Annotated in this window: 13 protein-coding genes and 1 tRNA gene; 6 read left to right on the top strand and 8 right to left on the bottom strand. The window is 32.4% G+C overall.

Translation table 11 applies throughout. The features are described from left to right. Positions 1 to 8: 8 nt before the first annotated feature. Positions 9 to 1,256 (top strand): NAD(P)/FAD-dependent oxidoreductase, encoded by a 1,248-nt coding sequence (locus tag DIS18_RS03010; protein WP_109351550.1) that lies wholly within the window; start codon positions 9 to 11, stop codon positions 1,254 to 1,256. Here the strand turns inward: DIS18_RS03010 and DIS18_RS03005 are convergent, their stop codons facing one another. Further along, a complete protein-coding gene (locus DIS18_RS03005; RefSeq protein ID WP_109351549.1) occupies positions 1,257 to 1,733 on the bottom strand; it encodes a GNAT family N-acetyltransferase in 477 nt (158 codons plus the stop codon). Positions 1,734 to 1,736: 3 nt separating this feature from the next. After that, positions 1,737 to 2,168 (bottom strand): YybH family protein, encoded by a 432-nt coding sequence (locus tag DIS18_RS03000; RefSeq protein ID WP_109351548.1) that lies wholly within the window; start codon positions 2,166 to 2,168, stop codon positions 1,737 to 1,739. Between the two features lie 278 nt (positions 2,169 to 2,446). Here DIS18_RS03000 and DIS18_RS02995 point away from each other — a divergent pair, with 278 nt between their 5' ends. Further along, positions 2,447 to 2,728 (top strand): STAS domain-containing protein, encoded by a 282-nt coding sequence (locus DIS18_RS02995; RefSeq protein ID WP_109351547.1) that lies wholly within the window; start codon positions 2,447 to 2,449, stop codon positions 2,726 to 2,728. Here the strand turns inward: DIS18_RS02995 and DIS18_RS02990 are convergent, their stop codons facing one another. The 5 genes from DIS18_RS02990 to DIS18_RS02970 all read right to left on the bottom strand — a co-directional run bounded on the left by DIS18_RS02990 (position 2,729) and on the right by DIS18_RS02970 (position 8,692). After that, complete coding sequence (locus tag DIS18_RS02990; protein WP_109351546.1) at positions 2,729 to 3,829, bottom strand: DUF4407 domain-containing protein; 1,101 nt, start codon at positions 3,827 to 3,829, stop codon at positions 2,729 to 2,731. A 122-nt stretch (positions 3,830 to 3,951) separates the two neighbouring features. Then, the gene (locus tag DIS18_RS02985; RefSeq protein ID WP_109351545.1) at positions 3,952 to 5,883 is read right to left on the bottom strand and encodes a M56 family metallopeptidase; all 1,932 of its coding nucleotides are present in this window, start codon (positions 5,881 to 5,883) and stop codon (positions 3,952 to 3,954) included. A gap of 2 nt (positions 5,884 to 5,885) precedes the next feature. Next, complete coding sequence (locus tag DIS18_RS02980; protein ID WP_109351544.1) at positions 5,886 to 6,251, bottom strand: BlaI/MecI/CopY family transcriptional regulator; 366 nt, start codon at positions 6,249 to 6,251, stop codon at positions 5,886 to 5,888. An 82-nt stretch (positions 6,252 to 6,333) separates the two neighbouring features. Further along, the gene (locus DIS18_RS02975) at positions 6,334 to 7,194 is read right to left on the bottom strand and encodes a DMT family transporter (RefSeq protein WP_109351543.1); all 861 of its coding nucleotides are present in this window, start codon (positions 7,192 to 7,194) and stop codon (positions 6,334 to 6,336) included. Between the two features lie 109 nt (positions 7,195 to 7,303). Then, entirely contained in the window at positions 7,304 to 8,692 is a 1,389-nt protein-coding gene (locus DIS18_RS02970) for a dipeptidase (protein WP_109351542.1), read from the bottom strand. A 100-nt stretch (positions 8,693 to 8,792) separates the two neighbouring features. Here DIS18_RS02970 and DIS18_RS02965 point away from each other — a divergent pair. From DIS18_RS02965 to fsa, 4 genes are all read left to right on the top strand, one after another. Further along, positions 8,793 to 8,874, top strand: a tRNA-Leu gene (locus DIS18_RS02965). Positions 8,875 to 8,960: 86 nt separating this feature from the next. After that, positions 8,961 to 11,219: a beta-glucosidase BglX gene (gene bglX, locus DIS18_RS02960; protein WP_109351541.1), complete on the top strand. Its 2,259-nt coding sequence runs from the start codon at positions 8,961 to 8,963 to the stop codon at positions 11,217 to 11,219. 210 nt (positions 11,220 to 11,429) lie between these two features. Next, positions 11,430 to 13,478, top strand: a complete 2,049-nt coding sequence (locus DIS18_RS02955) for a transketolase family protein (RefSeq protein WP_109351540.1) — start codon at positions 11,430 to 11,432, stop codon at positions 13,476 to 13,478. A 7-nt stretch (positions 13,479 to 13,485) separates the two neighbouring features. After that, complete coding sequence (gene fsa / locus DIS18_RS02950) at positions 13,486 to 14,142, top strand: fructose-6-phosphate aldolase (protein ID WP_109351539.1); 657 nt, start codon at positions 13,486 to 13,488, stop codon at positions 14,140 to 14,142. Positions 14,143 to 14,223: 81 nt separating this feature from the next. Here the strand turns inward: fsa and DIS18_RS02945 are convergent, their stop codons facing one another. Then, positions 14,224 to 17,109 (bottom strand): alpha-amylase family glycosyl hydrolase, encoded by a 2,886-nt coding sequence (locus DIS18_RS02945; RefSeq protein ID WP_109351538.1) that lies wholly within the window; start codon positions 17,107 to 17,109, stop codon positions 14,224 to 14,226. Positions 17,110 to 17,194 lie beyond the last annotated feature (85 nt).

The following is a 17,194-nucleotide window of genomic DNA, read 5'->3' as shown; positions in this document are numbered from 1 at the left end:
TAAATTAAATGTCAAAAAATATTGTAGTTATTGGTGGCGGAATTATAGGTTTATGCTCCGCATATTATCTTCAAAAAGAAGGACATCAAGTGACTATTGTTGATCAATCTAACCTTGATTCAGGGGCATCTTATGTAAATGCAGGATATTTGTCTCCAAGTCATATCATTCCATTATCAGCCCCAGGTGTTATGAAAAAAGGCTTGAAATGGATGTTTAACAAATCAAGCCCTTTATATATTAAGCCACGTCTAGATTTAGATTTTTTAAAATGGACTTTAGCTTTTAATAAATCATGTAACCAAAAGCATGTGGATAAAGTGGCTCCAGTAATAAGGGATATTTCTGTATTAAGTCAAGAGCTATATACAGATATAAAAGAGCAAGAAAATTTTAGTTTTCATTATGAGAAAAAAGGCTTGCTTATGCTATGTAAAACTGAAAAATTACTTGAAGAAGAAATTAAAGTAGTTAAACTAGCCACGGATTTAGGTTTATCGGCTAGAGAAGTGAATTCTGATGAAATTAAGGTGATAGACCCAAATGTAAAAATAGATGCTTTAGGAGCTGCTTATTTTGAATGTGATCATCATACTACACCTCATGAATTTATGACAGAAATGGAAGCTTATTTAAAAGCTAGTGGTGTTATTTTTTTTGCAAACGAAAAGGTTTTAGATCTAGAAGTATCAAATGCATCTATAATATCAATTAAAACGAATAAGCAAGTTTTAATGGCAGATGAATTTGTTTTAGCTGCTGGATCTTGGAGTAATATCCTTAGTAAAAAATTAGGAATTAAGTTATTGCTTCAAGCAGGAAAGGGATATCGAATTAATACTGAAAAGGAAACAGGAATTTCTGTTCCTGCCATTTTATGTGAAGCTAAGGTTGCTGTTACACCAATGAATGGTTTTACTCGATTTGCTGGAACTATGGAAATTGCAGGAATCAATCATAGCATTAATAAAGTTAGAGTTGATGCTATCGCACAAGCAACTAAAGCGTATTATCCAAATATTGAATTAACTGAGAATGAGAAACAAAAAGCAGCATGTGGTTTGCGACCTGTGTCACCAGATGGATTACCATATATTGGGAAATCAAAAAAATGTAATAACTTAACCATTGCTGCAGGACATGCTATGATGGGATGGAGTATGGGAACTGCAACAGGTAAATTAGTTTCAGAAATAATATCAGATAGAAAAACGTCATTAGAAATAAATAATTACCATCCAGATAGAGTCTTTTAATTATTTAAAATCTAAATCTCCAATATCTAATCTCATATTAATCAAATGTTTTTTAAAACCTACTTTTTCATAGGCTCTTATTGCAGAAGGGTTTTCATCATATACATCAAGTCTAATTTCGTGTATATTTTTTGATTTGCACCATTTTAAAAGCGCATCCATAATAAGCTTATTATAGCCATTGCCTCTGTGACGTTCAGGTACAAACATAAAGCCTAAGTATCCTTGCTTATCATGCTTTAAATAATGTCGGTCATCTTTTATTTTAGCATAACCAGAAGCGACTATCTCATTATTTAATTCTGCCACAAATAATTCAGAATCATCATCTTTTATAAATTTAGAAACATCATAATAACTTATTTGTTCTTTCTTAATGGTAATGTCCATTGGTCGTTCTGCTTCAATAAGGTCTTGTTCAAACTTTAATAAAACAGGAACATCATTTAAAGTAGCTTTTCTTACTATTGGTTGCATAGGCTATGTTGATGTATCAGCAATAATCTTCCACTCTTCATTAATTTTCTTAAAGACAAGCATAAAAATTCCATCAGCATTACCTACTTCTCGTTTAATATGATATTCGCCTAAAACAAAATAAGCACCTTCGTTTATTTTTGAAACATCATTAATTCTAAAACTAAGCTTTCCTGTATGATCTTTTGTTGGGTAAGCTTTTTGGTAGCGCTCTAGCGTATTCTCCCAACCATAAGTAATACCGTTGCTACCGTAAAATTTAAGTGAATCGCTTTTCCAATAGCCTTTCATATAGCCTTCTAAATCGTTATTGGACCAAGCAATTCTTTGTTTTTTTAAAACCTTGTTTATGGCTTTTATATCAGCTTCTTCATCAGTTTGAGAAAAGCCATTAAAGAAGCAAACCATGCAAAGTAATAGTACTAGTTTTTTCATTTTATTAAAGATATTTATTAAATCCTTACATTTGTACGCAAAACTTATACCAATTTTTGAGTATAAAGTCAATTAAGTTAAAGTAAATGTAACAAAATCTTATAATTAAGAAAGGTTACTCGTCGATGAAATTTACAGAAAGTTTTTTTTAATCTAAACTAAAAAACTATTTATCGATAAAATAGTGTGTAAAGCTTTTAACTTTTATATTTTTAACTCGTAATCAATTGGTTACCCTCCCTCAAGTTTATAGTTTAACCATTTAAAATCACTTAATTATGGATTTTCAAATTACTAGTTGTAACAATTTCTTTAAAGTTAAAGGAACTCTTGACAAGAAAAGTGTTAGTTTATTTAATAATGAATTCAGTAACATTTTTGAAAGAGTAAACAATCTTACTATCAGTGTTCAAGACATTATAAGCATGGACAAGTATGGTGTAGATGCTATTGCAAAACTTCATGAAGAAGCTTTAGCCAAAAATAAAAGACTTTCTATAATAGGTCTTGGTTGTAAAGAATTATATGATCATTTTAAAACTGAAACAGCAGCAGCATAATTATAATATGTTTTTCTGTTTCTTATAAAAGGCATCTGCTTGCAATTGCATAAGTTCCCTCGCTTTTTTGCGCTTGTAGTTATATAGTTCGTCCTCTTTTTCAATATCACCATAAATACGATCGTTAATTGCGTAATCTGTTTTTAACATGGCTTCTCGTTGATTTTTATTTTGAAGAACATTGGTTTTTAATGCCGTTTCTTGGTCATCTAACTTAAAATCATAAGCCCCTTTTGGCGATAATAATTTTGCGAAAATAGGAGACGTTTCAATAGCTAAGAAAAGCATAAAAATAAAGAATGATGGTAGCCAAGGAAGTTTTCCTAACGCATTCACACGAGCCATTAGTCCATCAAAATTATTAATTATAGGTTGTGTTGTTTCAATCTGGGTGTCGTAATCGCCTTTAAGTTTTACTATGTTTGTTTCTATAGCTTGAATTTTAGCTTTGTTATCAATTTTTAATTGCTGTAATTCAGCTAATAAAGCATCGTGCTTTTCACGTTTTTCCTTGTAAACGGGTCCTTTACCTAAAAGTTTAGTGCCGGCTGTTCCTTCGGCTTCAGCAATGTAGGTATCATAAAGTTGGTTAACTTCAGTTTCTTTAGTGTCAATTTCTTCTTGTAAGGCTAAGATATCACTGTTTAAAGCTTCTATATTTGGTGTAAACTGTTCTGCAATTTGTGTTTTGTTAGCCAAAGTCATTTCGTTTTTTTCTTCCAATAAAACCTGATTAATCTCTTTTTCAAAAATCTTTAGCTCTAATGGTTTTGAAATAACAACAGCAATTATAATGGCTAAAAGTATTCTAGGAGAAGCTTGAATCAATTCGTCAATTACATTACCAGTTTTTTTAATGGTTGAAACAATATAACGGTCTAAATTAAAAATGAGTAAACCCCAAATAAGTCCGAAGAAAGCTGAAGTATATAGATTGTCAAAAACGGTATATAATGCATAACTAGCGGCAATAAAAGCCATAACAGCAGTAAAGAAAACGGTAGCTCCAATACCTGCATATTTGTTTTGCTCTCCTACAGAGCATTCTTCTAAGATATCGGTATCCGCTCCAGAGCAGATAATAAAAAAGCGCTTTAACATGATTTGATTGTTTTTTGATTGATTGACTATTAGAACGTTAAAGCTAAGTATTTGTTACATGATTTAACAAAAAAGACCTATAATTTATGAGATTATAGGTCTTTAGATGTCTTAAAGGTAGTTTAATGTGAAATAGTTATGGGTTCCGTTTGTAGTTTTACAACCCGAACACCATTGTGCGTTTTTGAAGATATATTAAGACTCTTGTTATTTTTCATTAGATCTATAGCTTTATCTGATGATATTTTTTTGTCTTTATAGTAAAATGTAGCATCTTTTTTAGCCATCTCAATTACATAGTCTAATGGGGCTTTTGGTTCAGGTGGTGGAGGGATTTGATTTATATCTTCATCATCCCAAGTTTTTTTAAATTCGCTAATTACTTTATTGCCTTTATAAACTTTTGTTATTTTTTGACCTTTAACAACTTTTCTTCCATCCGTTTGTTTTGTTGATAGTTTATTACCTTTTTTATCTACTTCAACTCCCCATCGATTGTAATATTTAGTTTTTCCATCTCTTACAGAATAAAAATGATCTTTACCATTTATTTCAATGAATCCAGTTTTTGAAGGATCTGGAACTTGATATCCTTCTTTCACTTTAGGTGCTGGTGGTGGCGGAGGTGGAATATCTGAAGGCTCTCCTTTTTTTACATGTGGAGGTTCAGGTGGTGGTGGACAATTTGGGAAGGGTTCCGCATTTTCCTTTTGTTTTTCTGTCATTAAACCGTATAGATACTCTAACCGTTTCACGTCTTTTAGTTTTATAATACGCTTGTTCTCTGGTTGAGTATTATACTTTTTAGCTAATTTATTATACTCAGCAATTTGTTCTTTTGATGCTCCTTTTTGGTTAACCGAACTTGTAATAGCAAAAGGTTTATTTCCTTTTTCACGAATTATTTCTTGGTTATAAGTAACAATACGATGAAAGCCATAATCTATGACAGCATTATAAATAAACCATACTTCTTTATCCGATACTGCCTTCATGTCATTAACATGAATATTTATTATTCGATTTCGTATTTCAGGAGTAATATCTTGATGCAATTGATTAATAGTTGATTTAAATGTTGCTTTAGTTGCAGAAATACCATCTATTTTATAATTACCATTTTCGAATACTTCGATATCAATACTTCTAGCTGTATGATTTATATCTGAAGTTTCGGAAGCAATGTATTTTTCTACTTTTTTATAAGAACTAAAACTGTAGATGAGAATGGTTAATAATGGGAGGAGCACTAAACTTCTTGCCCATATTTTTGTTTTTGATGTTTTTGTTTTCATGACTGTGAATCGTTTTTTGATTAATGAATAATTTATGGCATTTGCCAATTGATTGTGAGAAGCATTTGATGAGAATGCTAATAATAGTTGTTGATACTGTTTTGTGTTAGCTCCATTTTTTATAACAGCTTGATCTGCTAAAAATTCGTGATTAAGTTTAATGTCTTTTTTTATAAAATGTAATAGTGGATTAAACCAAAAAATTATTTGAAGTATTTCAATAAACAATATGTCTAGAGCATGCTTTTGTTTAGCATGAACTTGTTCATGTAAAAGAACCTCATTTGGGATAAGGTTGTTCTCATATTTATTTTTGTTCAAAAATATGTAATTGAAAAAGGTATGTGGATGTATTAAATCATGTAATAAAACGTTAATAAACTTTTCATTTTTAAACTTCGGGTTGGTTTTTATTTTATGAATAATTTTATAAAGATTTTTAAAGAATCTAAAAGAAAATAAAAGTGCTCCAATGATATAAATACTCCAAATAATTACAGATAAATAGTTTTTCTGTTCTGTAACTTCAGTAGCTTCAAATGCAGTTTGGTTTATATGTCCAGAAGTAGGGATTATGTTTTCTGGTTCTACCAAAACATACTCTGTAAACGTAATAAACGGTATGCAAATTGAAATTAAAATTGCAATAATTAGGTAGAAACGCTTAAGCGTATGTACACTTGTTTTTTCTAAAAAGAGTTTATAAAACAGTATAAAAGTTGCTAAACAAGCACTAGATTTTAATAAGAACAAAAGCATAGTTATTTGTTTTTAATTTCACTATCAATTAAGGCTTTTAAATCTTCCAACTCTTCTTTAGTTAGATTGGTTTCTTTTGTAAAAAACGAAGCGAATTGTGAAGCACTATCATTAAAAAAGTTTTTAATTAAACCATTTACGTGCTTAGAGAAATAGTCTTTCTTTTTTACTAAAGGGTAATATTGTCTTGATTTTCCAAACAACTTGTAATTTATAAAACCTTTGTCTGTCATGCGTTTTAGTAGTGTAGCAATGGTAGTATTTGCAGGTTTTGGCTCTGGATAAACGTCCAGTAAATCTTTCATAAAAGCTTTTTCAAGCTTCCAAAGATGATTCATTAATTCTTCTTCTGTTTTTGATAGTTGCATATTCTACAATATTAGAATGTTCTCTACAAATGTAGAATAAAAATATGTATTCTACAAATGTAGAGGTAATAAAATTGAAAAATTAAACTTTTTTAGACCGAATACTTTCAATAACTACAGTTGCAATAATTAAAGAACCTCCAAAAAAGGTGTTTAAATTTGGAATTTCATTTAAGAAAATAAAAGCAATAATAATTCCAAAGATGGGTTGTGCACTCCCAATTATACTTGCTGTACTAACAGAGAAATGTTTAAGACTTCTGATAAAAAGAGAATGGCCTATGGCGGTAGTAACTAAGCCTAGTAAAATTAGATATGGGATTTGTGTTTGAATATTTGTTGTATTCATTTTAAACATTACAGGAAGTAAACAAATGCTTATTATTAATGCTTGTTGTGTCATAAGCACTGTGCCATCATATTTATTTATATGGCGTTTTAAAATAAGGTTTCTTAAAGCATAACATAGTGCTGAAAAAACACCAAATAGGATTCCTTGTAAGTATGTGCTTTCAAAATTAAGATCTGGAGCAAGTATATAGATTCCAAGTAGTACCATTAAAGCTAATAAAATGTGTATAGGGTTTAATTTTGATTTTGTTAATAAAGGTTCTAATAAAGCTGTAATTACTGGAAAAGTGAAAAGGGAAAGCATACCTATGGCTACATTTGATAGTTTTAAAGCGTGAAAATAAGTAACCCAATGCGTGCCTAATAACAAAGCACTTAAAATAATACTAGGAATATCTTCTTTAGATTTTATTTTAATACTCAACTTTTTAAAATAGCAAAATAAAAAAAGGAATAAAGCACCTAAAGTACTTCTGCACCAAATTATTACTGGTGTTGGCAAGTCTATAAATTTACCCAAAGCACCAGAAGTACTAATTAGTAAAGTGGCGAATGTAAGTAATAAAAGTTGGTTACTGTGTTGGTTTTTCATAGGTGTTGCTAATTTGTGTTAGCGATTGTAATGGCATCCTTTTTTTGCTTTAATAAATGGCAAAAAAAGATATAATGAAAAGCGCGACCCTTGTGGTAACACCCAAAATTTACTGAGATAACTCTGCAAAATACTTATAAAATAGCGGAATAGTTTCGATGCCTTTTAGGTAATTCCATACCCCGAAATGCTCGTTTGGTGAATGAATAGCATCGCTATCTAGACCAAAGCCCATTAAAATGGTTTTGCTTTTTAACTCCTGCTCGAAAAGCGCCACAATTGGGATACTGCCACCGCTACGTTGCGGAATTGGAGTTTTTCCAAAGGTGTCTTGATAGGCTTTACTAGCCGCTTGATAGCCAATGCTGTTTATTGGGGTAACGTAACCTTGGCCACCGTGATGAGGAGTTACTTTTACTTTAGTGCCTTTTGGTGCGATATTCTCAAAATGTGTCATGAATAGTTTTGTAATGTTTTCCCAATCTTGATTTGGTACCAAACGCATAGAAATTTTAGCATAAGCTTTACTGGCAATTACGGTTTTTGCGCCTTCGCCAATGTAACCTCCCCAGATGCCGTTTACGTCTAAAGTGGGGCGAATGGAGTTGCGTTCGTTAGTTGTATAACCAGTTTCTCCGTAAACCGCATCAATATCTAAAGCGGTTTTATAGTTGTCTAAATTAAAAGGTGCTTTTGCCATTTCTGCACGCTCTTCTTTGGAGAGTTCTTCAACGTTGTCGTAAAACCCAGAAATGGTAATATGATTGTTTTCATCATGAAGGGAAGCAATCATTTTAGTTAGTATGTTTATTGGGTTAGCTACTGCTCCTCCATAAAGACCCGAGTGTAAGTCGCGATTGGGACCAGTGACTTCCACTTCTACATAACTTAAACCTCTAAGTCCTGTTGTAATGGATGGAACATCGTTAGCAATCATGCCCGTGTCTGAAATTAAAATAACATCGTTTTTTAGTTTCTCTTGGTTGTTTTTTACAAAGGTTGCTAGATTTGCGCTTCCTACTTCTTCTTCACCTTCAATCATGAATTTGACATTACAGGGGAGTTGATTGGTAGCCGTCATAAATTCCATAGCCTTAACATGCATATACATTTGCCCTTTATCATCACAAGCACCACGGGCAAAAATAGCACCTTCTGGGTGTTTGTCTGTTTTTTTAATTACGGGTTCGTATGGTGGCGAATCCCATAATTCTAAGGGATCTGCAGGTTGTACATCATAATGCCCGTAAACCAAAACAGTTGGTAGGTTGCTATCTATTATTTTTTCGCCATAGACTATTGGGTAGCCATCTGTTTTGCATATTTCAACGGTAATACATCCAGCATTTTCTAGACTCTTTTTAATAATTTCGGCTGTTTTTAGAACGTCATTTTTATAAGCAGGATCTGCGCTTACAGATGGAACTTTTAAGAGTTCTATAAGTTCATTTAGAAATCTGTCTTTATGTTCTTTTATGTAAGATTGAATGTTATTCATGAGGTTTTTATATGGATGCATTCAAAAGTATAAAAAAGAATGTTTTTTGATACTATAAAGTTTGCAATTTAAAAATGTTGATTATATTTGCAATCCTTTAGCGGGCGTGGTGGAATTGGTAGACACGCTAGACTTAGGATCTAGTGCAGCAATGTGTGGGAGTTCGAGTCTCCCCGCCCGCACAAAAAGTCGAAGATTTATCTTCGACTTTTTTTGTATTTATTATCTTCGACTTTTTAAATATCTTTAAGAGAATAAATTATTCCAAATGAAAAATATAATACCATTAGTATTAGCGCTTTTTGCCTTTCAAATTTGTACTGCTCAGAAAAATCAAAAAATAGAAATAAAAATAGATTCTTTGTTAAAACTAATGACTATTGAAGAAAAGGTGGGGCAGATGAACCAATACAATGGGTTTTGGGATGCTACAGGACCGTCACCTAAAAATGGTAGTGCAGCAAAAAAATATGAACATTTGCGTAAGGGTTGGGTAGGATCAATGTTAAATGTAAGAAGTGTTGAGCAAGTGCGCTCAGTACAAAAAATAGTAGTTGAAGAATCTCGATTAGGAATTCCTTTAATAATTGGTTTTGATGTGATTCATGGTTATAAAACCCTAAGTCCAATCCCTTTAGCTGAATCTGCAAGTTGGGATTTGGAGGCTATAGAGCAATCTGCAAGAGTAGCTGCAATTGAAGCGTCAGCTACGGGTATTAATTGGACTTTTGCGCCTATGGTAGATGTTTCAAGAGATGCACGTTGGGGTAGAGTTATGGAAGGTGCTGGAGAAGATCCGTATTTAGGAAGCAAAATAGCAATAGCACGTATTAATGGTTTTCAAGGTGATGATTTAACTGATGTAAGTACAATTGCTGCCACAGCTAAACATTTTGCCGGATATGGATTTGCTGAAGCTGGTCGAGAATATAATGCTGTTGATATTGGAACATCAACATTGCATAATATTGTATTTCCTCCTTTTAAAGCTGCAGTAGACGCAAATGTAAAAACATTAATGAATTCATTTAATGAGATTGATGGAGTGCCTGTTACTGGGAGTTCTTATTTACAACGCGATATATTAAAAGGGAAATGGAATTTTAATGGTTTTGTAATTTCTGATTGGGCCTCAATTAGAGAAATGATTTCTTGGGGACATGCTAAAGATAAAAAGCAAGCTGCAAAAATTGCTGCAACAGCTGGCTCTGATATGGATATGGAAGGTTATGTTTATATAGAAGAACTTGCGCAATTAGTTAAAGATGGTGTTATAGATGAAGCGTTGTTAGATGATGCTGTTAGTCGTATACTAAGGGTGAAATTTGAACTTGGATTGTTTGAAGATCCTTATAAATATTGTGATGAAGCAAGAGAAAAAGAAATGATTGGTAATTCTAAGCATCATGATGCCGTATTAGATATGGCAAAAAAATCTATTGTACTTCTTAAAAATGAGAATAATGTATTACCTCTAAAAAAAGAAGGTCAAAAAATAGCTTTAATCGGTGCTTTAGCAGCAGATAAAAATAGTCCTCTAGGAAGTTGGCGTATAGCATCTGATGACAATACTGCGGTCTCAGTTTTAGAAGGTATGCAAAGTTACAAAGGGAATGAGTTAGTTTATAAAAAAGGAGCAGATGTATCAGTAGGTTCAACAGCTTTTGTTAAAGAGGTTAAAATAAATACAACTGATAAAAGTGAATTTGATGAGGCTATCAAAGCAGCTAAAAATGCAGATGTAGTTGTTATGGTTTTAGGAGAACATGGTTTTCAATCTGGTGAAGCAAGAAGTAGAACTGATTTGCAATTACCTGGTGTTCAACAAGATTTATTAGAAGCTGTTTACAAAGTCAATACTAATATCGTATTAGTTTTAAACAACGGAAGACCATTGGCTATTACTTGGGCAGACAAACATATTCCAGCAATAGTAGAAGCGTGGCAATTAGGAACACAAACTGGAAATGCAGTAGCCCAGGTTTTGTATGGTGATTATAATCCTAGTGGAAAATTACCTATGACATTTCCAAGACGAGTTGGACAAGTACCAATTTATTATAATTATAAAAATACAGGAAGACCAACAAATAAAGAAGGTAATGTATTTTGGTCACATTATATAGATTCTGAAAACACACCACTTTACTCATTTGGCCATGGATTAAGCTATACCACTTTTAAGTATAGTAATCTTAAATTAAATGGAAAACAATTCAAAATTGGAGATGATGTAACAGTATCTGTGGATGTTAAAAATACTGGAGCTTATGATGGGAAAGAAGTTGTACAATTGTATATAAGAGATTTGGTTGGAAGTGTTACAAGACCAGTTAGAGAACTTAAAGGTTTTGAGTTAGTTGAAATTAAAACAGGAGAAACTAAAACAATTACTTTCAAATTAGATAAAGAAACGCTTGGATTTTATAATAATCAAGGTGAATATATTATTGAATCAGGAGACTTTAAGGTTTTTGTTGGTGGAAATTCAATACATACTTTAGATGCTGATTTTGAATTAAATTAAGCATTTTAAATTTTAAAAGCACTACTGATTTTCCTAAATAATTAGCATCATATTATAGATGTTAACACTTGTTATTAAATTATTTTTATATACAGGACACCAAAGCAATTTAAAGATTATATATTTGCAAAAAAATAAAAGTTTTGTAAGCCTTTTTTGCGTTCAAAAAACACATTTTTAAGCCATTAAATATAAATCATAATTAAAAAAATGAACAAAGACATTAATTTACAAGCAGCAGATAATATTAGAGCATTAGCTGTAGCTATGGTAGAAAAAGCTAAATCGGGTCACCCAGGTGGGCCAATGGGAGGTGCAGATTTTATGCACATTCTATATTCAGAATTTTTTAATTATGATCCTTCAGATATGGAATGGGCATTTAGAGACCGCTTCTTCATGGATGCAGGTCACTTATCTACGTTAATGTATGCGCAGTATTATCTTTTAGGAAATTATGCTAAAGATGATGTTGCAAATTTCAGACAATGGGGTTCAATTACTCCAGGCCATCCAGAAGTTGATGTTGCTAGAGGTATTGAAAATACATCTGGACCTTTAGGTCAAGGACATACTATGGGAGTAGGAGCTGCAATTGCAGCTAAGTTTTTAAAAGCGCGTTTTGGAGATTGGATGAATCATAAAGTATATGGTTTTATTTCTGATGGAGGTATTCAAGAGGAAATCTCTCAAGGTGCAGGTAGAATTGCTGGTCATTTAGGATTGAATAACTTTATTATGTTTTTCGATTCAAATGATATTCAATTATCAACATCTACAGACGAGGTTACTAGTGAAGATACAGCAGCTAAATATGAAGCTTGGGGATGGAAAGTTGTAACGATTGATGGTCATAACCACAATGAAATAAGACAAGCATTAAAAGATGCTAATAACGAAACTGAAAAACCTACGTTAATTATTGGTAAAACAATAATGGGTAAAGGTTGTGTAACTGCTGATGGAAGTATGTTTGAAGGGCATTGTGAGCTTCACGGGCAGCCTATTGGAGCAACAGGAGCAGATTACGAAAAAACATTACTAAATTTAGGAGCAAGCGTTGAAAATCCTTTTGATATCTTTAGTGATGTAAGTGATTTTTATAAAAACTTAATATCAGAAAAAACAGCTCAAGCAGCTGAAAAGAAAGCTGTAATTGATGTTTGGAGAAAAGATAATGCTGCTTTAGCTAGTAAATTGGATTTCTTTTTATCAGGAGACCTTCCAGAATTAGATTTTGAATCTATTGAGCATAAAGCAGGATTAGCAACCAGAGTAGCGTCTTCAAATGTATTAGGCTATTTAGCTGATAATGTTGAAAACATGATTGTGTCTTCTGCAGATTTATCTAATAGTGATAAAACAGATGGGTTTTTAAAAAAATCTTCAGCATTACAAAAAGGTGATTTCAGTGGGTCGTTCTTACAAGCAGGTGTCGCAGAATTAACTATGTCTTGTATAGCAAATGGTATTGCATTACATGGAGGTTGTATTCCAGTTGTAGCAACATTCTTTGTATTTTCAGATTATATGAAACCAGCTATTCGTTTAAGTGGAATTCAAGAATTAGGTGTAAAATATGTTTGGACTCACGATGCTTTTAGAGTAGGTGAAGACGGGCCAACTCACCAGCCTATTGAACAAGAAGCTCAAATTCGTTTATTAGAGAAACTTAAAAACCATAGTGGTAAAAATAGTTTCTTAGCAATGCGACCTGCAGATTCAGCAGAAACAAGTGTAGCTTGGAAAATGGCTTTAGAAAATAAAGATACACCATCAGGTTTAATCTTATCTAGACAAGGCATTAAAGATGTTCCTGCTCAAGGTGAATCAAGATACCAAGAAGCTTTAGCTGCTGAGAAAGGTGGTTATTTAGTTAAAGAAGTAGAAAATCCAGATATAGTTCTTGTAGCAAACGGGTCGGAAGTTTCAACTTTAATTGACGCAGCTCAAATTCTTGAAGAAAAAGAAGGATTGAAAGTGAATATTGCTTCTATAATTTCAGAAGGTGTATTCAGATTACAATCTAAAGCATATCAAGAAAGTATTATTCCAAATGATAAACCATTATATGGTTTAACTGCTGGATTACCTGTAAATTTAGAAGGTCTTGTTGGAGCAAATGGAAAAGTTTTTGGAGTAGATCACTTCGGGTATTCTGCACCAGCTGGTGTTTTAGATGAAAAATTTGGTTTTACCGGAGAGCAGGTAAGCCAAAATGTAATGGAGTACTTAAATACTAACGTTTTAATAAAATAAATAACAGATGAAATTTTTTATAGATACAGCAAACCTTGATGATATTGCAGAAGCACAAGCTTTAGGGGTTTTAGATGGTGTAACAACAAACCCGTCTTTAATGGCTAAGGAAGGTATTACAGGAGAAGATAATATCATTGCACATTACAAAAAGATTTGCGATTTAGTTGAAGGCGATGTAAGTGCTGAGGTTATTTCTACAGATTTTGAAGGTATGGTTAGAGAAGGAGAAGCATTAGCAGCTTTAAACCCTCAAATTGTTGTAAAATTACCATTAATTGCAGATGGTATTAAAGCATGTAAATATTTCTCAGATAAAGGCATTAAAACAAATGTTACATTAGTATTTTCTGCGGGTCAAGCACTTTTAGCTGCTAAAGCAGGAGCGACTTATGTGTCTCCATTTATTGGTAGATTAGATGATATTTCAACCGATGGGTTAAACCTAATTGCAGAAATCAGACAAATCTATGATAACTACGGATTTAAGACTCAAATATTAGCAGCATCTGTAAGACACACTATGCATGTTATAGACTGTGCTAAATTAGGTAGTGATGTTATGACTGGAGGTTTATCTTCTATCAAAGGTTTACTAAAACATCCTTTAACTGATATTGGTTTAGCTAAGTTTTTAGCAGACTATAAAAAAGGAAATAGTTAGAATTCTATTTTCCTTTTAAAACAATAAAAGCTTCTCATGTTCCAAACAGGAATTGAGAAGCTTTTTTATAAACAAACTAAACTAAATTTTTATAAGTTTTACTGTACTTGTTTCACCTAAATTATTAATAATTTTAACTAAGTAAATACTTTGTTTTAGGTTAGAAATATCAAAAGCATTACCTTTTCTAAAATCGCCTTGGAAGGTTTTTATTAGCTTTCCTGTGATATTATATATATCAAGTTTGCTAATATTTTTATTTATTGAAAATGAGTGATTTGCTGGGTTTGGAAATATTTTAAGTTCAATATCAGCGTTAATCTTTCCAACGGATAACGTTGATACTTGATTGCCATAAACTCTAAATTCACCTGGGTTTAGATTAATTGAAGTTATAGAACCATTAATTGTTGCTGGTGTGTTTGATTCATCCATTAAATCGTACCAATCTCCAGAATATGGAAAATTAGGGCTTATAGTTTGATTGGTTACCGAAAAGTTTGCAATAACAATGACATTTTTAAGCTCTGATCCTGATGTATTTTCATCACCAGTATAAATGCTTATTCTAGGTGTTTGAGTTCCTGACGTTATATTGTAATCACCTTCAAAAACAGCTTCATTAATTTTTAGAGCGTTTAACCTTGACCAATCATTATAAATTTGATTTCTGTTAGCATTACCTAACCAATTATTTGTCCATTGCGGCTGAGGTTTTGTATCTAACTTACAATCTCCATCACCATTTCCATCATAATCAGAATTAACAACACCATTAGAGCATGTCCATATAGAATTTTCCATTCCTAAATCCGCAAAATGCCATACCATTTTTGGTCCTGGAATGGTTAGTGTTACAGCACCCAATGCAGACATTCTAGATAAAGCAGTGTTCAAATTTGTTACATCATGTGATGGATTAGTGTCAATACCAAATTCGGTCATTTCATACATGATTCTATCTTTATCATGACTTTCTGGGTAGCCTAATGTACGTTTTTCTGTAAAACCATGGGAGGAATGCCCCATTCTGTCAAAATTAATATCACTGGTTTGTCCTTGAGCAAGGTTTTTATAAGCTGTCCACATTTCACTCCACATCATAACACCCTTAGGAATGGCATCTCCAATTCTGTAATTAGCCCATTCCTGTTCTTCGTTATCAGCTCCTAAATGTTCAAAAATCACATAATGTGTTTCGTCTAGACTCCATGAGTAATCCGCATATTCTTTTAAAACATCAACCCTATCCTGTTTAAAACTATTTGTACATCCTTCATCTCCAGAAGAGCATAATTGAGTAAACCCTTTTGTTAAATCCCAACGGAAACCGTCAATATTGAATTCCTCTATCCAATGCTTAACAACACGTTTAGTGTATACTCTGGTGAAAGAATTTGAATGATCAAAATCATAACCAACATTATATGAGTGTCTAGCGGTTTCATTAAAATACGGATTTTCAGAACTTGGTTCTCCCCAGCCATCATTATCAGAATCTTTCATCCACATACGAACCATTGGATTTCTTCCAAAAGCATGGTTTAATGCAACGTCTAAAATAACGGCAATACCGTTTTGATGACAGACATCTACAAGTTCTTTAAATTTATCCTCAGTACCATAAAACTTATCTAAAGCCATATGAAAAGAAGTATTGTATCCCCAACTTTCATTGCCTTCAAATTCCATTACAGGCATGAGTTCAATAGCATTAATATTTAAGTTTTTAAAATAATCTATTTTATCAATAATATCTTGAAAGTTCCTGTCGGCATCAAAATCTCGAATTAAAACTTCATAAATAACCAAATCCTCTTTTTTAGGTTTGTTGAAGTTTGTAATCTGCCAGTTATAAGGTGTTTTTCCAGTTTGTAAAACAGTAACCTCACGTTCTTGACCAGCAGGGTATATTGGTAAATTCGGGTAAGTTGATGCTGGAATAGACGGATCGTCAAAAGGAGATAAAACTAGAGTAGAATAGGGGTCTGCAGTTTTAACCAATGCTGGTGAATTGGCTATAGGTGTTTTATCAACTGCCCAATATTGAAAAGTTTCAATTTGCCCAGAGGTTAAGCCTGTTAATGTGAGCCAAAATTTATTATTTCTAGATGGGTCACGTTTCATAGCATAATTTGCATCGGGTTGCCAATTGTTAAAACTCCCTGCAACATATACAAAGTCTTTTCCTGTGGCATAAAGTACTAATGTCGCTTTAGTTGGGTCTGTGTCATCATAGGTTATGCCATCTAAATAAGTTTGCGGCATAACACTAAAACTTGTTCCAGGGTCAACTATAACTGAAAAGGTTTTTGTTTTTGTTTCTCCGTTTAAAGTAGCCTCTAGTGTGTAATTTTTATTAACAGTAATATTTGTATCTGTATATGAATATGATGAAATTCCGGATTGTGAATTAACAGTACTTCCATCAGCTTTTAAAACATAATTTGCATTTCCACCAGTATTAGATCCCGTAATATTAAGATTTGCTCCGGATGACAATATAGTTGTTGTATTAGTCGGTGAAGTAAGTGATAATTGAAAAGCACCAACATCTTCTAAAATATCTTGAGATTTTTTATCTCCATTACCATCTTTAGCTTTTACTAAAAAGCCAATTCTTCCTATGCCTGTTCTCGAAAAAAACGATGTCGGTACGAAAGAAATAGTATAGGTATCTGAACCACTATTGTATGTAAAACGATTTGTTTCACTTGAGTTATCCCAAGAACCATTAGTTGGACAATCTTGTAAATTACCTAAGTTAGTACCAAAAGACCAAGCCCAAAGATATAATTCATTACCTGTAATACCCCAAGTGACTTCATTAACACTACTACCTTGGATAGTAATTGTTATATTGTCGCTTTCTTCAAAAGGTGATGGAGTAACAGAATGTGTTACAGTTTGTTGCTGTGCAAAACACCAATTTATGAATAGTAAAAAAACGAGTATTAATTTTTTCATAGCATTTAGTTTTTATAAAAAAAGAGGCTGCAATAAGATAACATGCAACCTCTTCCTAATTCAAAAAATATTTACTTTTTAAAAG

The sequence above is a fragment of the Algibacter marinivivus genome, from assembly GCF_003143755.1.
Lineage (GTDB): Bacteria > Bacteroidota > Bacteroidia > Flavobacteriales > Flavobacteriaceae > Algibacter_B > Algibacter_B marinivivus.
This window is presented reverse-complemented; position numbering and strand designations above follow the sequence as displayed.